The organism is Lewinella cohaerens DSM 23179, from assembly GCF_000379805.1.
In the GTDB taxonomy this organism is placed as follows: Bacteria; Bacteroidota; Bacteroidia; order Chitinophagales; family Saprospiraceae; genus Lewinella; species Lewinella cohaerens.
The window spans coordinates 44,615-66,200 of sequence record NZ_KB903539.1; the positions used below are offsets into that span (position 1 = coordinate 44,615).

10 protein-coding genes are annotated in these 21,586 nt (G+C 46.6%); 7 read left to right on the forward strand and 3 right to left on the reverse strand.

The genetic code is table 11. From position 1 onward, the window contains the following. Positions 1-6 precede the first annotated feature (6 nt). Entirely contained in the window at positions 7-468 is a 462-nt protein-coding gene (locus A3EU_RS0109230; protein ID WP_083937338.1) for a YbjN domain-containing protein, read from the reverse strand. Between the two features lie 50 nt (positions 469-518). After that, positions 519-1,757, reverse strand: coding sequence for a dipeptidase (locus tag A3EU_RS0109235; RefSeq protein WP_020535866.1), 1,239 nt, complete (start codon positions 1,755-1,757; stop codon positions 519-521). Positions 1,758-1,877: 120 nt separating this feature from the next. On the opposite strand from A3EU_RS0109235, the gene A3EU_RS0109240 reads away from it, so the two are divergent. After that, positions 1,878-2,729, forward strand: a complete 852-nt coding sequence (locus A3EU_RS0109240) for an SDR family oxidoreductase (protein ID WP_020535867.1) — start codon at positions 1,878-1,880, stop codon at positions 2,727-2,729. Here A3EU_RS0109240 and A3EU_RS0109245 read toward each other — a convergent pair. Further along, the gene (locus A3EU_RS0109245) at positions 2,726-3,967 is read right to left on the reverse strand and encodes an aspartyl protease family protein (RefSeq protein WP_020535868.1); all 1,242 of its coding nucleotides are present in this window, start codon (positions 3,965-3,967) and stop codon (positions 2,726-2,728) included. The two genes, A3EU_RS0109240 and A3EU_RS0109245, sit on opposite strands and share 4 nt — an antisense overlap. A 462-nt stretch (positions 3,968-4,429) precedes the next feature. Between A3EU_RS0109245 and A3EU_RS0109250 the strand changes: the two genes are divergently transcribed. The 6 genes from A3EU_RS0109250 (at position 4,430) to A3EU_RS0109275 (ending at position 21,585) form a co-directional block, all read left to right on the forward strand. After that, positions 4,430-7,390, forward strand: a complete 2,961-nt coding sequence (locus tag A3EU_RS0109250; RefSeq protein ID WP_020535869.1) for a SusC/RagA family TonB-linked outer membrane protein — start codon at positions 4,430-4,432, stop codon at positions 7,388-7,390. Between the two features lie 24 nt (positions 7,391-7,414). Further along, positions 7,415-8,944 carry a RagB/SusD family nutrient uptake outer membrane protein gene (locus A3EU_RS0109255; protein WP_020535870.1) on the forward strand — a complete coding sequence of 510 codons (1,530 nt, stop codon included), beginning with the start codon at positions 7,415-7,417 and terminating at the stop codon, positions 8,942-8,944. Between the two features lie 139 nt (positions 8,945-9,083). Continuing rightward, the gene (locus A3EU_RS0109260) at positions 9,084-12,437 is read left to right on the forward strand and encodes a VCBS repeat-containing protein (RefSeq protein ID WP_020535871.1); all 3,354 of its coding nucleotides are present in this window, start codon (positions 9,084-9,086) and stop codon (positions 12,435-12,437) included. Between the two features lie 19 nt (positions 12,438-12,456). Continuing rightward, the gene (locus A3EU_RS0109265; RefSeq protein ID WP_020535872.1) at positions 12,457-15,798 is read left to right on the forward strand and encodes a VCBS repeat-containing protein; all 3,342 of its coding nucleotides are present in this window, start codon (positions 12,457-12,459) and stop codon (positions 15,796-15,798) included. Positions 15,799-16,131: 333 nt separating this feature from the next. After that, the gene (locus tag A3EU_RS0109270; protein WP_020535873.1) at positions 16,132-19,437 is read left to right on the forward strand and encodes a carboxypeptidase-like regulatory domain-containing protein; all 3,306 of its coding nucleotides are present in this window, start codon (positions 16,132-16,134) and stop codon (positions 19,435-19,437) included. Positions 19,438-19,503: 66 nt separating this feature from the next. Next, positions 19,504-21,585 carry a glycoside hydrolase family 97 protein gene (locus tag A3EU_RS0109275; RefSeq protein WP_020535874.1) on the forward strand — a complete coding sequence of 694 codons (2,082 nt, stop codon included), beginning with the start codon at positions 19,504-19,506 and terminating at the stop codon, positions 21,583-21,585. The last annotated feature ends 1 nt before the right edge of the window (position 21,586 follow it).

Consider the following 21,586-nt stretch of genomic DNA (forward strand, 5'->3'; position numbering starts at 1 on the left):
GAGGGGTTACATTTCGTCAACGAACGTGGTGACTCCAAGCTCAATAGCGTTTAGGCAGCGCTCAAAGACATCTTTAAAAATATCAGGTTCACCAACAAATAACTCAACAGCAACCCAGACATTGTCATTGGTCGTATAAGCTTTGGTACACTTCATGGTCCGGTTAACCTCGTCACAAGCTTGTACCACCTGAAGACCTTCAGATACGCTCTCAATAGGCCAGATGTTGGCAAGAACAACTCTGAAAAACTCCGTGTCACCTTCATTTACTTCAATGAAAAAAGTACGGTCATTGTATATAAACTGAACATCACCGTCCCCGTCAATACTGTTTTCATAACCTTTGCCATCCAGGAAATTGGAGTACATAGCTTGTAGTTTAGCTTCAGACCACTGTGCTTGTAATGTGGTGCTAAACAGACTAGTCATCAATAAGACTGCGCTAAAAAGAAGAAATTGTTTTCTCATGTTTAAAATAGAATTAATTATAGAGATGTGTTTATTTTTTTGAGCAATACCTATTGCTGAAATTCAGCCACCAGGGCTACCTGACGCCAAACCCGGAAGACATTACTGTAACAAATTTTTGCTATTTCATCCTCCTGATAACCCCGACGAAGAAGCTCCATGATTAAGTTTGGATACATACTTACATCTTTAAGGCCAGTGGGTAAACTGTCGCCAACACCATCAAAATCACTACCAAAAGCGACATAGTCGACCCCACTGAGTGCGACGACGTGGTCGATATGATCGGCCACCGTATTTACGTCAGCAAATAGGGCAGGGTGCTCTTGTTGAAACTTTTCAATGATTGGTTCAGCTGCATCATCGCGGAAAGATAAATCTTTTTCTGCTAAGATATCTTGCAGCAATGCACGAAGACTATCGCGTTGGGCGGCTACCTTGCCATCCAGAAAAGTACTGCCAAAATTGATTTGGATAACGCCGCCTTTTCGTGCCAAAGCCTTGATCATGTCATCGTTCATGTTGCGCTCGAAGCCAGGCGTGAATTTTCGTGCAGAGCTGTGGCTGGCAATGCACGGTGCCTGAGAGAGCTCCATCACCTGCCAAAAGGTGCTGTCGCTTACATGGCTGATGTCTACCATAATGCCTACCCGGTTCATCTCGGCAACTACTTCCCGACCAAAGGGACTAAGCCCGTTCCAGGTGCGGGTGGTATCGTAGCTGCTGTCACAGATAAGGTTGTCCTTTGAATGAGTGAGGGTGATATAATCAATCCCACGCTTGCGGAAGTAGGCGACGTTGCTGAGGTCATCTCCGATAGGGGCACCGTTCTCCATACCCATGGGCAGGGCAATTTTTCCAGCCTCAAAAGCTACGCGTACATCTGCCGGGCTATTGGCGAGCATAAACTTATCCGGATGAGCTACCGTGATGGCGCTGACCATGTCAATAAGAGAGTCGGCAAGTTCTTTGGCTCCGCCTTCTGTTTGGTAAGAAGCAGGGATGTAAATGGACATAAAAGGGGCATCTAGCCCGCCTTTTTTAGAACGCTCATAATCAAAATCACCGTCCTTGGTGCTAATAGGAATGCCCAGATATTCCTTGGTTGGGCGAAAGTTCTGAATCCGCAGTCGGTAGGGAAGATCTACGTGCCCATCGGTGATAATGTAACGCTCTGCCAATTGCTGAGCTTTGGCGCGTAAAGCAGCATCTATTGATTGCCCCGAAAGGGTAGAAGAGGTTATTATAATGAAGCTAAAACAGAGGGTAAGGAGCATTTTTTGAGACATACGGAGGAATGTTTTTTCGAGGAGGATCATTTATTCTAAGAGTAAAGGTAAAATAAACACAACTATTTTCCGGGGTTTTGTTGTTATAGAAATAGAAGATCCTAACCACTTCATTGCTCCATGCAACAGCAAACCATTTTGATCACCGGAGGTAACGATGGCATTGGCCGTGCTACCGCTCAAGTCCTGCTTGAACGGGGACACCGCGTAATTATTGCTGGCCGCTCGAAGGAGAAATTAGCGGCAGCGGTAGCTACACTTAGGTATCGTACGAATAAAGAAGCCATTGATTGGCTCTACTGTGATTTGGCTAGTTTAGAAACAGTTAGAGAGGCTGCAAGTACTTTTACGACGCAGTTTGGTAAGCTAGATGTCTTGATTAACAATGCTGGTGTTTTTACCAATGAACTTCAGTATTCCGAAGACGGGATTGAATTACAATTTGCAGTTAATCACTTGGGGCATTTTCTTCTCACCAAGTTGTTATTACCATTATTAAAGGCTGCTCCGGCAGGCAGGATTGTGAATCTAGCTTCGGTGGCACATTTTCACGGCAAGCTGGATTTTGAAAGCCTGACAGGAGAAGATGGCCCCGAATGTTACAATGGCCTTGAGGCTTATGCACGTAGCAAGCTGGCCAATGTCCTTTTTACACGTGAATTGGCCCGCCGGTACCCGGAAATTGAAAGCAATTGCCTGCACCCAGGGGTTATTCGTACCCGAATTGCAAACAAGGAGACCCGCTGGTTTATCTCGCTATTCTGGAATCTATATAAGCCTTTTATGCGTTCTACGCGTTGTGGTGCCCGCACCCCACTTTACCTGGCGATGAGCCCCGAAGTACGGAATGTCACTGGGCGGTATTTTGACGAACGACAATGTTGTCGCAAGCCATCGATGTTGGCCCGTGACCCCGAACTTGCCCATGAATTATGGGAATGGAGTGATGTAATGACGCAAGAGATGGCTTAAATCAAATCACGAAGCCTAATTTCTTTCTGAATTCTTTCGTCTCCTCTCTTTATGAGCAGCCGTACCCTTTTGCCGGGTTTTTTTCGTAAAAATCGAAGAATGTTTTCCAGCCCACGTAGATTGGCAGGAACACCATTTAGAACTCTGATTTCGTCTCCTTTACGGATATCTACTTCGCCCGCCGGGCTATCCTTAATAACATTGAGGACGATATATTTATTCAACTGTTCTCCGGTGACGATGACACTCATGCCACTGCGGTCGAACTTGAAGGCTTCGGTGAAATATTTGTTAGGTTTTAAATAGACCTCCTCTCGTACGTAATCAATGATAATGTTGAAACGCTGTAGGATAATATTGCCCATTATTCCATTACGATTATTTAGAAAAGTACTGTCTACAACGTACTGTTCGGCGACATCTTGAAAGTTGGTGACAATGTTATTGAGTTCCAATTGGCCTATACTCAGTTTGGATGTTCGCCCGACGTAACCATCAATGCTCCCTCCCAAGCCATGCCCAATGGTGGTGCGGATGAGTTCAGGAGGTAACTGCAAAAGGCTATCAGAATGGGTGTAAAGGAGAAGAGCGAGGCTGGCCCCAGTATCCATAAGCAATTTTATCTCCGTCGATTGGTCGGCTCGAATACTGGCTGGAAGGTTGAAGTATGGCTTGTGTCGACTAAATTCAGAAGGAATATTAGGGAAATTTCTAGCTCTTGGAGCCGAAAACTTGCTAGGATCCTGAAAAATGATTTTTTGCCGACGGTAATCAATATGAATGACAAAACGCCGCAAGATATCGGCTCCTAAAATACCGTGTACTTCAATACCGGCATATTCCTCAAAACGGAAATAATCTTCTTTCATAACCAATACTGCTTGACTGGAAACTTGAAGGTGTTCTCCAAATTCCATCGAAATGCCAGGGGCAACATAGGCAGTCAACTCTGTGGTTAAATCGGAACCGAAAATGCTAATTTCTCGCTGATAATTGATGTTGAGAAGATCAGTGATTTCTTTTCTGGTGAGAATGGTATTCTCTGCACCTGTATCAAAGATGAATTTTAAGGGGAAAATCTTATTGAATACAACGCTTACAACAATGAAATTATTAACGTACTCAAATGGGATTTCTACCTTCCCGCTACCTCGTGGGATAGAGATCAATTCTTGTTGCGTGTTGGCACTCAACGTGCCCAAACAGAGGCAGAGGAACAACAACAGTTTTGGATACATGACAGAAGGGTTTGGATATTTGGGTTGATTCCTTTCACCTAAGTAAGGTGACCGTTGTTACGTAATGTCCGAAAAAAAAAGGAAAGCTTTAGATTATCGTAGATAAAAAAAGAGTAAGCAGCGTAACCAAGTTTGGTTGCGTTTAGACTTCGTATGGTCTTGAGAAGCGTAATATAATTTTGTTTGACTTGTGTTGAGAAAAATCTTTTTTAGTATCCTTGGTTATTTCATACTTTATTCTGACTTTTACGGCAGTTAGTGTAGATATAACACCAAAGACCTGAGCCCAATGACCTGGGCCATAGCGTAACAACTAGTTTGCTTCTAATCCCACGACAACCAAAAAACGAAAACAAAGAGTTTGTAGAGAACTACCCCTTATTGCACTTAAAGTGAAATAACTAGTAGTGTGCTCTATTATTTTTATGGTAATTGTTTTTTTAAATTAAACCAAAGTAGTGTATGAAGCTTAAAGTCGACAAAGTATCGCGGTGGATGCTGTTACTGCTGGCAGTTGCATTTTGCAATTTTGCAGTAGCGCAGACCATCACGGGTACAGTTACCGACGCTGAGAGTGGCGAACCATTAATTGGTGCCAATGTCTTAGTTGTAGGAACAGCTACCGGTACCGTTACAGATTTTGACGGTACGTATTCTCTTAATGTTCCAGCTGATGCCAAGCAGTTGGAATTCTCCTACACCGGCTTTGCTGCTCAGGTCATTGATCTCAACGGACGGACAACTATTAACGTAGAAATGTCTTCTGGTGAATTATTGGATGAAGTAGTAGTCATTGGTTACGGAACTGTCAAGAAATCAGATTTGACAGGATCTGTAGCTTCGTTGAAAGCCGACGATTTTAACCAGGGTGTTGTTGTTGCTCCTGATCAGTTGATCCAGGGTAAGATTCCTGGTGTACAGGTGGTAAACAATTCTGGTGCACCGGGTGGTGCAACTACGGTACGTATCCGTGGTAGTGCGTCTATTCGTGCAGGCAACGAGCCTTTGTACGTAGTAGATGGTATTCCTCTTGATGGTCGTGCTGCTTTACCAAGCGGTATCCTTGTAGACGGAGCTAGCACAGAAGGGGTAAACCCATTGGCATTTATCAACCCTAGCGACATTGAGTCGATTCAGGTATTGAAAGATGCATCTGCAACAGCTATCTACGGTTCGCGTGGTGCAAACGGTGTAATCATCGTTACCACTCGTAAAGGACGTGCTGGCGAACCTACCTTAGGTTTCTCTGCTAGTGTTGCTACTTCTTCTGTATTGAAGGAATACGAAACGCTTGATGCTGATGCTTACCGCTCTGCCTTGGACCAGTACGGTTTGACCGGTGGTGATTTTGGTGGTAGCGAAAATGCATTTGATGCAATCACGCGTAATGCTTTTACTCAGAACTACAACCTTTCTATAGGTGGTGGTGATGACAAAGGCAGCTACCGGGTATCTATGGGTTACCAAGATATTCAAGGTGTTATTCAGCAGAGTAACCTAGAGCGTTATACTGCCAATATTTCTGGTAAGTACAACCTTTTGAATAACGAACGCCTGAATCTTGATTTCAATTTGATCTTTGCTCGTAACAACTACGAGATTGCTCCTATTACTACTGATGCTGGTTTTACCGGTAACTTGGTTGCTCAGGCGCTACAGTGGAACCCAACGCGTCCGTTGGTTAACCCTGACGGTAGCTATGACATTGAGCTAGGTTCTACAACGATCAACCCTGCTGCTAATAATGATGCTTATATTGATGAAGCGGTAGTTAACACTACGATCATCTCTATTGCTCCTTCTTACAAAATCACTGATAACCTTACCTATAAGTTTCAGTATTCTGTAAACTCTGGTGTTGGTGAGCGTCGTGCACAGATCAAGAGCTTTATCAATGTTCAAGGTGTTGAAGGTCGTGGTGTAGCTGCGATCAACAACCGTACCCTTACAGGTCAGCAGTTTACGCACATATTGAACTGGGATTACGATCTAAGTTCTGACATCAGCTTGAACCTTCTAGGTGGTTACGAATACCTGAAGTATGAGAACGCGGAAACTGGCCTATTTGGTCAGGATTTCCTTGAAGATGGCATCGACTACACAGATATCATCCAGAGCACTTCTCCTGGTTCTCGTGTTATTGGATCATTCACTGATCCTGTAAACGAGTTGCAGTCTTACTTCGGTCGTGCTAACTTGAGTTTCTACGACAAGTACTTGATTACAGCTACTGTACGTGCAGATGGTTCTTCTAAGTTTGGTGCAAACAACCGCTACGGTGTATTCCCATCTGTTGGTCTAGCTTGGAACCTTGCTAAGGAAGACTTCATTTCTAGCGGTGGTACTTTCAATGATTTGAAGCTACGTGCTAGTTGGGGTATTACTGGTAACCAGGAATTCCCTGCAGGTGCTTCTCAGGCGCAGTATCGCTTCCGTGGCGGTGGCGGTCTACAGCGTGCCTTTGCTGAAAACCCTGATCTGAAGTGGGAAACTTCTACGATGATCAACGTTGGTTTGGATTTTGCTATCCTTGACTACCGCGTAAGTGGTAGTGTTGATTACTTCGTGAAAACAACGGAAGACTTGTTATTCAACTCTCCTGTAGTTGCTCCTGCACCACCTGATAACACCACCCAGTGGAAAAATATCGCTGGTGAAGTAGTAAACTCTGGTGTTGAACTTGGTTTGAGCACCTTCTTGGTGAACAACGATAACCTTACTTGGGACTTGACCGTTAATGCGGCATTCCTGAAGAACGAACTACAGAACTACGAAGGAGCGCCAATTACAACTGGTGCACTATTCGGTCAGGGTATCTCTGGTTCACGGGTTCAGCGTTTGGAAAATGGCCAGCCATTGAACGCTTTCTACACACGTGAGTTTATCGAGTTGGGTGATGATGGTGTTGCTATCTACGCTAACGATGAAGCATTTGCTTACGTTGGTGATCCTAACCCAGATATCTTACTTGGTCTTTCTACGACCTTGTCTGCTGGAAACCTAAGTGTAGGTTTGAACTTCAACGGTGCCTTTGGCCACCAGATTTACAACAATACAGCTAACACTGTGTTACCGATTGGTAACCTGGGTTCTCGTAATATTGATGCTAACCTGATTGGTAAAGACCCACAAGAAAGCCAGGCTAACCCAATTAAATCTTCTTCTCGTTACATCGAGGATGCTGATTACTTGAAGTTGGCTAACGCTACAATTACCTACAATTTGGGTGATTTAGGCAATGGTGTACGCAATGTTAAGATTGGTTTGACGGGACAAAATGTATTTGTTTTGACAAACTACTCAGGTTTTGACCCCGAGGTTAATACCTTGAACGTAACTGATGGTGTACCTTCGTTCGGAATTGAGTATATTCCTTACCCAAGTGCCAGAACCATCTTGCTAAGCTTGAGTGCAACATTTTAATTCAAAGACAAAAAGTTTTTTAGAATGAAACTTCGTAACCTATTTTTCGGGCTGTTGGCTTTTTCTGCCTTCGCTTGTACCGATCTCGAAGAGGAGCTGCAAAGCACCCTTTCCGGTGATGCTGGTGATGCGATCTTGCAGGACAATGCTGACGTTGACGCCCTTTTGCTCGGAGCCTATGAGTCGCTCCGCACGCCAATGCAGGACCAATCTCGGCTCTGGGCGGCACAAGAACACACTACTGATGAAGTAATCGGGCCAACTCGCGGTGGCGACTGGGACGATAACGGTATCTGGCGTGTACTTCACAACCACACCTGGGATGCAGACCATGCATTCCTAAGTGATACTTACCGGGAGCTTTTGGCTACCCAGTTTGCATCAACGGATATCCTTACTTTCAACCCTACTGCTGAACAGGCTGCCCAGGCACGTTTCTTACGCGCTTTCTCGGTATTCCTCGTAGCAGATGCTTGGAACCAGGTACCTTTCCGTAACATTAATGCGGATGGTGTAATTGACCTTTCTTCTGATCCAGAAGTACTGGTAGGTGATGAAGCCATCGCTTACGTTATTTCTGAAGTAGAAGCGATCCAGAATGACCTTCCTGACGGACCTGCCTACTTGGCTAACAAGGACGCAGCGAAAGTACTGTTGATGAAAGCTCACTTGAACCGTGGTACGATCAAAGATCGTGCGAATCCTAGCTTCCCTTCGGAAGATATGGCTAAGGTGATTGATTTGGGTAACCAAATCATCAACAGTGGTTCTTACAGCTTGTCTGACAACATGTTTGACAACTTTGCACCTAACAATGATGCGATCTCTACGGAGAACATCTTTACTGCGGAAAACCGTGGTGGTGTAAGTTCTGGTAACGTTCGTGCTCGTTGGTTCTGTACCCTGCACTACAACCAGAATCCTTCTGGTTGGAATGGTTTCACGACCATTTCTGACTTCTACAACAAGTTTGACGCAGCAGATCAGCGTATCGGTGGAGCTTATCCAAGCATGACTGATGTTTCTGGTATCAATGCAGGTTTCCTTGTAGGCCAGCAGTTTGATCAGGATGGCAATGCTTTGGAAGATCGTAAAGGAAATCCTTTAGCGTTTACTCCTGAAGTTGCACTGGTTGAGTCTGGTGATAACCTGGAGGTAACTGGTATCCGTGTTATCAAGTACCCTATCGACTACGCAAGTGGCGATAATGTTGATAACGACTACGTATACTACCGTTTGTCTGATGTAATGTTGATGGTTGCAGAAGCTGCTCACCGTATTGGTGATGATGCTACCGCTTTGGATCTGGTAAATCAGATTCGTACCAAGCGTGGTGTTGCTGCGCTTACCTCTATTGATCCTGATGCATTGATCGACGAGCGTGGCCGTGAATTGTACTGGGAAGGTCACCGTCGTACGGACTTGATCCGCTTCGGTAAATTCTTGGGCACTTGGAACGAGAAGCCTGCTTCTGGTAACGAGCGTCTGCTGTTCCCAATTCCTACCATCCAGCTTTCTGTTAACCCTAATTTGGTGCAGAATCCTGGTTACTAGGCTTTAGGTAATTAATCAACAGTGTACTTGGGTACCTGATGTTTAGATAAAGCAAATGAGAATAGGTCAACCAGCAATGGGGGGCCTATTCTTATTTAAGATGTAAAGATTTAAAATCTGAAATATCCTATCATTCTCTATGAATAAACTACTATACCTCCTCTTTATCGTTCCCTTCTTTTTTATTCAATGTACTTCTTCTGAGGATAATACTGCTACGAGTGTTTATTCACCGCCAGCTGATGCACGATTCGTAGAAATGCCGACTGCCGAAACGGGCATTGATTTCGTGAATGAGGTGGAAAATACCCGCGATTTCAATATTTTTAGTTACCGAAATTTCTATAACGGTGGCGGCGTTGCCATCGGAGATATTAATAATGATGGTTTGCCGGATATTTATTTTACCAATAACAAAGGCAAGAACAAGCTTTTTCTCAATAAAGGTGATTTTAAGTTTGAAGATATTAGTCAACCCGCCGGTGTGGCTGGAGAACGGGGGTGGAGTACGGGAGTTGTAATGGTGGACATTAACGCTGACGGCCTTCTGGATATTTACGTTTGTAATGCAGGCTATGTAGAAGGCGACGATCAAGCCAACGAATTGTTTATCAATAATGGCGACCTAACCTTCACAGAAAAGGCAGCGGAATATGGGCTCAACCAGGGTGGTTATACGACCCACGCTGCCTTTTTTGATTATGACCTCGACGGTGATCTGGATGTCTACATTCTGAATAACAGTTTCATGCCCGTCAATACGCTCAACTATAGCAACAAGCGGGAACTCTATGCGGAAGACTGGCCAGTACGCGACTTTCTCAAAGGAGGTGGCGATAAACTATTGCGTAACGAAGACGGCAAATTTATAGATGTCACCAAGGAAGCCAACATTTTTGGTAGCCTCATTGGTTTTGGTTTAGGGGTTACTGTGGGAGATGTTAACGGCGATTTATGGCCGGATCTCTACATCTCCAATGACTTTTTTGAACGCGACTACCTCTACATCAATCAACAAGACGGCACCTTTCAGGAAGAAGTCAAAGACTGGATGGAACACCTGAGCCTGTTTTCGATGGGCGCCGATATGGCGGACATCAACAACGATGGTTATCCCGAAATTTTTGCTACGGATATGCTGCCGGATGAAGATTACCGCTTGAAAACTACCACTACCTTTGAAAATTACAACATCTATCAACTCAAGCAGCAGCGTGATTTCTATCACCAGTATATGCAAAACACGCTACAGCTGAATAATCAGGATAATTCCTTTAGTGAGATTGCTTATTTCAGCGGTGTCTCTTCCTCCGATTGGAGTTGGGGAGCCCTTATGTTTGATGCTGATAACGATGGATTAAGAGATATCTATGTTTGTAACGGCGTTTACCAGGATGTCACCAACCAGGATTTTATCAACTTCTTTGCGAATGAGATTATTCAAAAAATGGCGCTCACCGGTAAAAAGGAAGAGATCGAAAAAATCCTGGAAGAAATGCCTTCCACACCTGTTCGCAACCGCTTTTTTCACAACAATGGTGATTTGACTTTTGACGAAAGTAGTGAGGCCTGGGGCTTTGGCGAGAAAACCTTTAGCAACGGTGCCGCTTATGGCGACCTCGATAATGATGGCGATTTGGACTTGGTGGTGAATAACCTCAACCAGCAAGCTTTGGTCTACCAGAATAAAACGGATAGCCAGGACGAAAACCATTACTTAAGTGTGAAGCTAAGCGCACCAGCGCCCAATACGTATGCCTTAGGCGCGAAAGTATTTGTTTACCAAAATGATCGCCAGCTCAATTTTCAGTTGGTGCCTAGCCGGGGCTTTCAATCTTCTGTGGATTACAAGATGGTATTTGGGTTGGGGGAAAGCGGCCAGGTAGATTCCGTTCAGGTAATCTGGCCAGACCGCACCAGCACGATGCTTCATGGTGTGAAAAGTGACCAGGTGTTAAATATTGACTACGCCACGGTAGAAAAACAACCTTACACCCCTGCCAAGGCTGGTATGGATGCTAAAAAACTGCTGCTACAAGAAGCTTCTTTGGACGTTACCCCTCATACCGAAGATCGCTTTATCGATTTCTTCCAGGAAGGCCTGACCATGAGGATGATTTCCCGCGAAGGGCCTAAGACTGCTGTTGGTGATGTCAATGGTGATGGCCGCGATGATATCTACTTGGGTGGTGCTTCTGGCTGGCCAGGACAAATGCTTATTCAAAAAGGAAATAGTTGGCAAGCCACCAATATCAAAACCTTTGAGCGGACCAACAATTACGAAGACACTGCTGCCGCCCTCTTTGATGCTGATGGTGATGGTGACCTGGATTTGTTTGTGGGCTCAGGCGGTAACAATATGCCAGTGGGGCATCGCTATATGCAAGACCGGTTGTACATCAACGATGGCAGAGGCAACTTTGAAATGAACCCTCGCGCCCTGACGGCCAGTGGTTTCAATACCTCCGTTGCTGTACCCCTGGATGTTGATCAGGATGGCGACTTAGACCTTTTTGTCGGTAGCCGGAGCATACCTTCTCAGTATGGTAGCAACCCACCTAGCTTTATGTATATCAATGACGGTAAGGGGACTTTCCGTGATGAGATAGAAACCTATGCACCGGAATTGGCCAGCCTGGGCATGATCACCGACGCTGTAAGCGCCAACCTTATGGGGGATGAAACCCCTGAACTGATTGTGACCGGAGAATGGATGGCCCCTGCTGTTTTTCAGTGGGATGGCGAAAAATATGCCAGAACAAAGACCAATCTCGATGATAAATCTGGCTGGTGGTATGCCGTAGAAACAGCCGATTTGGATGGTGATGGTGATCTTGATTTGGTGCTGGGTAATCGGGGAGAGAACTTTTATTTTACCGGTACACCGGAAGCGCCTGCCAAGTTGTGGCTCTCCGATTTTGATGACAATGGAACCACCGAGAAAATTATTACCCGTAGTATTGATGGGCGTGATATGCCTATCCCAATGAAGGATGAGTTGACGGGCCAGATTGTGAGCCTGAAAAAACAAAACCTGAAACACGCTGAATACGCTCAACGTAGCATCGACGAGTTGTTTAGTGCCGAAGTAATGGCCAAGGTGAAGGTTAAAGAAGGCAACTTCTTCCGCTCCATCATCGCGCTAAACGATGGTAATGGACAATTTACGATACAGGAATTGCCTGCCGAAGTACAGTTTTCCTGTGTTTGCGATATTTACTGTGGCGATTTGAATGGAGACCAACTGCCTGATCTAATGCTAGGTGGTAATGATGGTGGATTTACGCCGCAGTTTTCCAAGTTGGATGCCAGTTTTGGCCACGTTTTAATCAATAGCGGCAATGGGCAGTTCAATAGAATTCCGCAAAGTGAATCCGGCTTTTTTGTTAGGGGAGATATCCGACAGTTGGTGCCAGTAGCCAAAGGGGGGCAACCTTACGTATTGGTAGGTATCAACAATGAGGCTGCCCAGTTATGGAAGATTAATAAATAAAGAAACAGTACACGAAAATATGAGGAGTACGATCATCTTAATTGTAGGGGTTTTAGCCCTCGTTTTTACAGCTTGTAACCCTTCAAGCAACAGCGTAGAGGGACCTCAGCGCTCAGAAGACCCGAGCTTTCGGCTGCTTACCAAAGCAGCTACAGGTCTGGATTTTACCAATGAGTTGCGCCAGTCCAGCGAGTTTAATGTATTTAATTACATGTATTTTTTCAACGGTGGTGGTTTGGCTGCTGGCGACTTCAATCAAGATGGTAAGGTAGACCTTTACTTTACCAATAACATGGGCCCTAATAAACTCTTCTTGAATGAAGGAGGAATGAAATTCCGTGATGTAACCGACGAAGCCAAAGTAGCTGGTATGAACGGCTGGACAGCGGGCGCTACCGTGGTGGACATCAACAACGATGGCAAGCTGGATATTTACGTTTCCCAAATGGGCGAATACAAAACCATTCAGGGGCGCAACCAACTCTATGTTTGTCAGGAGATCAAAGATGGTGTTCCCATCTTTGCAGAAGAGGCTATTCCTTACGGACTCGATCTGGCTGGTTTTGGTACACAGGCTGCCTTCTTCGACTATGATCTGGATGGTGACCTGGATATGTACCAGCTCAATGCTTCGTTGCACGCCAATGGCACCTTTGGGCAAAAGGAGACTTTCGTAGGCACCCAGCACCCAATGGCAGGCGATAAGCTGATGCGTAATGATGGCGATACCTTCACGGAAGTAACCATAGAAGCGGGTATCAATAGTACTGTAATTGGCTATGGTCTCGGCATTGCCACGGCAGATATTAACCTTGATGGTTGGCCCGATATTTACATTGCCAATGACTTTCACGAAAATGATTACCTCTACTTAAACCAGCAGGATGGTACCTTCAAGGAGGTGATGCGTGAGCAAATTCAGCACACCAGCAGATTCTCTATGGGTGTTGATGTAGCGGATATCAACAATGATGCCCAATTGGACATCATTACCTTGGACATGTTGCCGGAAGATCCTTTTATTTTAAAGAGCTCACTGGCGGAAGATGCCTACGATATTTTCCAATTTAAACTCCGATATGGCTATCACCCTCAGTATGCACGCAACAACTTGCAGCTTAATAATGGTAATGGAACCTTTAGCGAAATTGGCCTCTACGCCGGAGTTGAAGCGAGTGATTGGTCATGGGCGCCGCTGTTTTTTGATTTTGAGAATGATGGCTATCGCGATCTTTTTATCAGTAACGGCATACCTCGTCGTATGAATGATATTGATTACATCAACTTCCGTGCGAATGGTGAACTACGTTGGAAATCCAGTACCAATAATCTGGAAGAAGATGACTTGGTATTGGTCGATAGTATGCCTCAGATTAAACTGCCAAACAAGTTTTACCACAACAATGGCAACCTGCGCTTTGATGACTTGAAAGCGGAGATCGACGGCGCTTTACCGACCTATTCCAACGGTGCGATCTACGCTGATCTTGACGGTGATGGTGATCTGGATGTAGTCGTAAACAACCATGAGGACGAGCCTTTTGTTTACGAAAACCTTAATGCGGATAAAGAAGCATTAGGTGATTATCTGCATTTGAATTTTGAGGGAACTCCTGAAAACATTCACAGCATCGGTGCAACCGTTGTGGCCTACAAAGGCACCGAAAAGCTATTGATGCAGCACTTCTCGGCTCGGGGATACCAATCGGCGCAGCCACTAGGAATTTATTTGGGAGTAGGGGATGCCGCATCGGTGGATTCTGTTCAGGTAATCTGGCCTGATCGTACGTACCAAAGCTATACGGATTTGGCATTTAACGAGGAGGTTACCGTTCGTTGGCAAGAAGGCCTTCCGGCGTATAATTACCAGCAATTGCACTTCGTAAACCCTTCAAAAGTAGCTTTTGCTGATCGTACTCAAGCGGTAAGATTAGATTACCTGCACAAAGAAAACCCTTATGTCGACTTCAACCGGGAGGCTTTGATGCCAAATATGGTGTCGGCAGAAGGCCCGGCCGTAGCCGTAGGTGATGTAAATGGTGATGGATTAGACGACGTATTCCTTGGTGGCGCGAAGCGTGAAATCAGCAGGTTGTACCTCCAGCAAGCCAATGGCACCCTGCTGGCTGCACCCAAAGACCTGTTTTCTTCAAGCTCCCTCCAGGAGGATGTGGACGCCGTATTTGCCGATCTTGATCAGGATGGTGACCTTGACTTAGTAGTCGCTAACGGTGGAAACGAATTTAGAGAAAAAAATGCCGCCCGCACTCAGCGCGCTTACCTTAATGATGGACAAGGCAACCTGACGCTAGTGCCGGACTTTTTCCCAAATTCCTACTTAACCGCTTCTTTTGTAGATGTGGCTGACTACGATGGTGATGGTGACCTGGATGTATTTTTTGGTGGCCGAGCAGTGCCTTGGCACTATGCCACATCGCCTCGTTCGTTGCTGTATCGCAACGATGGCAATGGCAAATTTACAGATGTTGGCCAAGAAGTAGCGCCCATACTTTCTGAGATAGGAATGGTCACCAGGGGCGAATGGACAGATATGGATCAAGATGGCGATCCCGACTTGGTACTCTCGCTGGAATGGGGTGACATTCAACTGTTGCGTAATGACAAAGGCAAGTTTACCGCTCAGTCTATTACCGATCAACAATCGTGGTGGAACACCGTCTTGGTGCGCGACTTTGACGGTGATGGCGATATGGACATACTAGCTGGTAGCTATGGTGAAAACTCGAAGTTGAGTCCTACGCCAGAGGAGCCTCTGCGCTTATACATCAATGACTATGACGATAACGACCAGGAGGAGCATATTCTGACCTACTATCTGGATGGTAAAGAATATCCCTTTGCTACCTTTATGGAACTGACCAAGCAGATGTCTTACCTCAAGAAGAAGTACCTCTTTGCCAAAGATTTTGCCCGTGCCAGCTTAACAGAACTCTTCACGGAAGAAAAGCTAGCGGAAGCGAAGTTGATGGAAATCACTTCCCTGTCGAACACCTATTTTGAGAATACCGGCAACGCGACCTTCAAGGCGCATCGCTTGCCTGATCAGGTTCAATTCTCTACGGTAAACGCCCTCACAGCAATAGACCTTGATGGCGATGGCCGAGAGGAAGTGCTGGTAGGTGGCAACTTTCATGAGTGCAATATTGAGATGGGCCGTTACGATGCCAGCTACGGGCAGTACCTACGCTGGGAAGATGGCCAATGGGCCGCCTACCCACTCGGAGACGTCAACCTGACCGGTAAAATCAAACACTGGGTACCGATAACAATTGGAGGCCAGCAGCACGTGGTGGTAGGCCGTAACGATGGGCCAGCGGTGGTATTGCGGGTAGGGGAGTAGATAGCTGAAAATAATTATCCCCGCACCATCGCTCATGTTAGTTCCCAAACTAACATGTGATATCCGGCTGGTCTCCCGACCAGCAGACAGCATCTAGTGGTTTAGGCCGTTTAAGCCGTACCTGGGCTTCAGCCCGAGCGTATAATCCACGCTCGGGCTGAAGCCCAGGTTACGTGCACTGTGAATAGCAAAGCAGGGCGTACGTAGCAGCAGTCAGTTGTCCGGGAAGTATTATCATTGTTTTTCCTGCCCAACAAGCTCTAAGCTCCTATATTTAAGGATGAAGACAAAGCCAGTGATTGAAAAGCTCCTCTTGTAACAAAAAGTGCCATTATGAAAAATGTGACGCAGCCTTTATGGATGAAAATAGGGCAAGTACCGGAATTGCAAAAGATGCTAATGGTCAGCGCCCTTTTACTGTTAGGTACTGTTTCGCCTTTAATGGCAACACAAAGTAGGGGAGAGGGAGCGCTTCAGGGGAAGGCCGTTCTCGGTGAAATACGAGGTGTCCAGTTGTCTTCCAGTGTTTGCCTCCCCAATACGACTCCCCAATTCACGTATAAACCAGGCCCGCAGCGAACAGCGGAGGGCGACACCCGGCCAGGGTGGAGGACCAGGGGTGGGAGGACCGAAGGGACGGACGACCCGGCTGCCCTGCAAACGAAGAGCGCAGTGGCAGGGGCCCATAATCATATAGTACAGGACACCCTCCCGAATAAAATAATGCTAACGGGAACAGTAAAGTCAGCAGCTACGGGAGATGCGTTGATTGGCGTTTCTATTTTTATTAGAAGCACCGTAACAGGAACGGTGACGGATATTGATGGTGTGTTTGAAATACCAACCAGGGAATTAGATACATTGTGGTTTTCTTACACTGGTTTTGAAACCCAAGAACTAATCGTTCTCCCTGGGCAAAAGAGAATAGATGTGCTCATGGCCGAGATCCCCTCGTCGGCCTTAGGCTGCGGTTACATTTTGCCAAGCCCTTTCAAGGACGAAAGGAATGGGATCTTGAATCTTAGTGAACTCCCCTCACTGCACTTTACCAATCCTTATCAACTTCTACGCGGTCAATTTCCAGGTTTAGTGGTCAGTCAAGCAGGTAGTGACCCTTGGGCGGTTCCGGTGTTGCGGCAACAAGGGATACATAGCCTGACCCAAAATGCTGCGCCACTGTGGGTGGTAGACGGGATGCCAGGAATGGAGCCACTGCTACTGGATCAGCAAAGTATCGCTTCTGTAAAGTTGCTGCGTCGGCCAGTGGATTTGGTACGTTATGGGTTGCAATCTGGGGCGGGAGTAATAGAAGTGGAAACGACAGACATTGTCCGTAAAAAACTAGAGGTCGTTTATCAAGGTCAGCTTACGATTGAGCGTGCTGCACGTTTGCCTGGGGTCGCTACTGCGGAGGAATATCGTCAATATCCAGGCGGCATATCGGATTTGGGTTACGGTACCGATTGGTTAGATGAAGTAACCCGGACAGCCCTGAGTCATGGACATCAATTGGCGCTAAGCGGCCGCGATGGTGCAACGATCTGGCAGGTAGAGGGATCGCTGCGTGATGTGCAAGGGGTAGGGCAAAACAGCGAGTGGACACAATATACGGGCCGGGCGCAACTACAACAATCGTTTTGGCGGGAACGGCTGGTGATCAAAGCCCAAGTGGCCGGGCAACAACGCCAGGGCGAGCGTGATTATCAGCAGACTTTTTTCCAGGCGGCCAAGTATAACCCTACGGCTCCTATAAGCTTTACCGAGCCACCTACCAATCCATTGTTAAATAGTTTTTATGATATCAGCACTAACCAGCTTCGCGATTATTTTGAGGTGGTCCCTTCGGTTGATTTTTACAACCCTGTGGCGATACAGGTAGGCTCGAAACTGCTGGAAGAACGGTCGGCCCGCTGGCTCCGGGCAGAGGCAAATTTGCAAATAGCAGACCCGCTTCGGCTGCAACTGGCCGTTGGGCAACAGGCCAATGATCGCCGTAGTGGGGAAGAGAATCGTACCTACGCATTTTTTCGTGGCAATGGTCATACGACCCAACCAGGTAGAGCAGAAAGGACGGTTCGTGAACAGCGGCAGGAATGGCTACGAACACGCCTAAATTGGGAGCATCAATTCAGGGGAGCATTTTGGGAACTGCAAGGGAACTATGGTTTTCAGCGATTGGAACGTGAAGACGAACGGGCCCAAGGTTTCAATTTTGGCAATGACGATTTCAGGTTCGATAATTTTGAAACCTTCCTGACCGACCTCAGCTTTTTGGAGCAATCGCGTTACGATGAGCGTACCCGTTTGATTGATTTTGGGCTGGAGAGTAAACTATATTGGCGCTGGCTGGAATGGGAGGTGGCCGCCAAATACCAAGGAGCAACCAACCTGGGCACCGCAGAACGCTGGCAACCAGTAGGAGGCACTCACCTGGAACTGGGACTGAACGAAATGTTTAATATCAACAGCAGAACAAGCTGGAATGCCCATGGTGGATACGCGCAGGTAGGGCAACTGCCACGGGACTTTTCCTATGCGCGTGGCCAGTATGACCCTATACGAGAAGATTATGTGAATGTAAACCCTGAGTTGAAACCCGAGCGACGGAGGATTGTAAACGCGGGTTTGAACTGGTATGATTACCAAGGTTTTTTGGGGAGTATTGATTATTTTGCGAGTATGACCAAAGACCCAATAGTAAAGCTGGAGCGGGAAGATTTGCCTGCTGCGTTGAATGAATTTGGTGTGAATTTAAGCCAAGTTGCTTTGCGCAACCGCTCGTTGGAACTGGCTATTGGTTGGCAAAAGGGAAGACAACTACAATGGACGACGACCCTGCGTTGGGCGCACATGAAAACCCAACTGGTGAGTACGGGGGACATAGGTCCGGACAGTTACTTTGATGCCAATGGTCAACGCGTAACTGCCAGGTCTGGTGCTGGTGGCTCTATCTGGCGCAATGGGATCGGGTTGGTCGAACTGGATGCTCCTTTCGGGCAAATGATTGGCCGCCAGTTTGATCGAGAGACTACCTTGGCGACTGGTGAGATTAGCTTATATGAGACTTTTCAGGGGAAGGCCTTGCCTGCACCCGATGGTGATTATGGAGTGATAGGGAATGGATTGCCAACCAACACTTACAGTTGGTCCAATACCTTGAGCTATCAAGGCTGGCAATTGGAGGTGCTGCTGCGGGGCGAACTGGGGCACGATTTGGCTCACTTGCGTCGAGGAGAGTTGGAAACGTTCATTGATCAAGAAGGTCTTTTCCCTCAGTCGAGAAATTATATGTCTACAGCATTTGACCTACCCGATAACGTAAGTGGTTTTGCCACTTTTTCAGACCGTTACATTGAGTCAGGAAATTACCTTTCCTTGGATTACCTGAGTATCAGTAGGGTGTTGTATTTGCCAAGTCAGCAATCTTTAAGCATTAGTCTTACCGGCCAAAATTTACTGTTGTGGACCAATTACACAGGTGTTGATCCCTCTCCGCGCTATGTTGATGAAGGCCCTGAAATTGCTGGTGCTTTGCCAACATTGCGCGAACGTGATGGCCAGTTGGCACCCGGTATTGACAGGCGTTACTTTTATCCTCGTTCCAGAGCATTGACCTTGGGATTGAAATGGGGCTTGTGATTCTTTTAAAATGCTTGCATGAAGCAAATTTGCCGTATTTTAGCAACCTATCTAAAAAGTCGATTTATGCTACGTTTTTCCCTTTACAGTTTATTCTTATTGCTACTGGTTGCGGCCTGTACACTTGCTGAGGATGGCCCATCGGTTGTCGATATCAAATCTCCTGATGGTCAACTGGCCCTAAGTTTCCAATTGGATGAGGCGGGTGTAGCAACTTATGCATTGAAGCGAGGTGAAACCGAGGTAATTCCGGCTTCCGGCCTGGGTTTTTCCTTCCAGGGTGCTCCAGACTTGAAGGCGGGCTGGAAAATCAGCAAGGCAGCTACCAGTTCTAAAAAAGAGCAATGGGAACAACCTTGGGGAGAGCAACGAATGGTAGAAAACAGCTACCAGGAGGCTCGTGTTGATATAGAAGAAACCACCGCACCTATGCGGAAATTTACCCTTGTATTTCGATTGTATGATGATGGTTTGGGCTTTCGCTATGAATTTCCTGAACAGGAAGATATGGGCGAAGTGGTCATTACCGACGAGCATACCGAATTTTCGTTAACTGGTGACCCTACCTGTTGGTGGATACCTGGCGATTGGGATATTTACGAGCATTTGTATAACCAGACGAGCTTTAGTGAGATTGATGCCCTGAGCAAGCGGGATCACCCTAACCTGGCGCAGACTTTCATTCCTGAAAATGCGGTGAATACCCCTGTTACCTTGAAAACAGATAATGGTCTTTACCTGAGCTTTCACGAAGCCAACCTCACAGATTATGCGGGTATGACCTTACGGGTAAACAAAGAAGCTAACCGCTTTGAGAGCGCCCTGGTAGCCTGGGCAGATGGAGCTAAAGTAAAGCAAAAAACGCCTTTCAATACGCCATGGCGGACCATTCAGGTAGCTGAACAGGCGGGCGACCTTATTGAAAGCCGTTTGATTGTGAATCTCAACGAGCCCAATGTGCTGGAAGGTGATCAAAGCTGGATCAAGCCGATGAAATACGCAGGAATATGGTGGGAAATGCATTTGAATAAATCGAGCTGGGACAAAGCCAGCGGCAAGCATGGTGCCACCACCGAAAATGCAAAACGATACATTGATTTTTGTGCCGAAAACGATATCAGCGGGCTATTGGTTGAAGGTTGGAATACGGGTTGGGAGCGCTGGATAGGCTTCCCTGATCGCGAAGGCGTTTTTGATTTTGTGACCCCTTACGATGATTATGACTTGGAAGAAGTCGTGCGTTACGGCAAGGAAAAAGGAGTGAATATCATTATGCACCATGAAACTTCTGCTGCTCCGCGTACCTACGACCAGCAACTGGATACCGCTTATACATTGATGCAAAACTTGGGCATTCACGCAGTTAAGACAGGCTATGTAGGCCCCATTATTCCCGAAGGAGAACGCCATCACGGACAGTGGATGGTACAACACTATCGGAGGGTGGTAGAAATGGCTGCCAAGCACCAAGTGGCTATCGATGCGCACGAACCAATCAAAGCCACGGGGCTGCGGCGTACTTATCCCAACATGATGACGCGCGAAGGGCTGCGTGGGCAGGAGTTCAACGCTTGGTCATCAGAGGGAGGAAACCCTACCGACCACCTCACGATGGTCGCCTTTACGCGAATGTTGGCAGGACCAATTGATTATACCCCTGGTATCTTCAACCTGACGATGGAACCGTACAAACCTGATAATCGAGTGAAGCATACGCTGGCCCACGAGCTGGCGCTTTATGTAGTTATCTACAGTCCTTTACAGATGATGTCTGACTTGCCGGAGCATGCTAGTGGCCAGCCTGGAATGCAATGGGTACGGGATGTAGCCGTTGATTGGGAGCAAACGAAGGTGCTTAATGGTGAGCCTGGCGACTATGTTACCATCGCCCGCCAGGAACGAGGTGGAAATCGTTGGTTTATCGGTGCTATTACAGATGAAAATCCGCGCGCGCTCAGCATTGAACTCGACTTTCTTGATAGAGACAAGACCTATCGCTTAGTGGTTTATCAAGATGGCGAAGAAGCCCACTGGGAGACGAACCCCACAGCAATGGAAATCGAAGAACGCGAAGTCCGCGGAGGAGATATTCTCGATTTACAGTTGGTCGCTGGGGGTGGAGCAGCCTTGATGTTGGTACCAATGTAGC

Coding starts and splice junctions, on each gene's coding strand:
- A3EU_RS0109230 (WP_083937338.1), bottom strand. CDS start 468: ATGAGAAAACAATTTCTTCTTTTTAGCGCAGTCTTATTGATGACTAGT.
- A3EU_RS0109235 (WP_020535866.1), bottom strand. CDS start 1,757: ATGTCTCAAAAAATGCTCCTTACCCTCTGTTTTAGCTTCATTATAATA.
- A3EU_RS0109240 (WP_020535867.1), top strand. CDS start 1,878: ATGCAACAGCAAACCATTTTGATCACCGGAGGTAACGATGGCATTGGC.
- A3EU_RS0109245 (WP_020535868.1), bottom strand. CDS start 3,967: ATGTATCCAAAACTGTTGTTGTTCCTCTGCCTCTGTTTGGGCACGTTG.
- A3EU_RS0109250 (WP_020535869.1), top strand. CDS start 4,430: ATGAAGCTTAAAGTCGACAAAGTATCGCGGTGGATGCTGTTACTGCTG.
- A3EU_RS0109255 (WP_020535870.1), top strand. CDS start 7,415: ATGAAACTTCGTAACCTATTTTTCGGGCTGTTGGCTTTTTCTGCCTTC.
- A3EU_RS0109260 (WP_020535871.1), top strand. CDS start 9,084: ATGAATAAACTACTATACCTCCTCTTTATCGTTCCCTTCTTTTTTATT.
- A3EU_RS0109265 (WP_020535872.1), top strand. CDS start 12,457: ATGAGGAGTACGATCATCTTAATTGTAGGGGTTTTAGCCCTCGTTTTT.
- A3EU_RS0109270 (WP_020535873.1), top strand. CDS start 16,132: ATGAAAAATGTGACGCAGCCTTTATGGATGAAAATAGGGCAAGTACCG.
- A3EU_RS0109275 (WP_020535874.1), top strand. CDS start 19,504: ATGCTACGTTTTTCCCTTTACAGTTTATTCTTATTGCTACTGGTTGCG.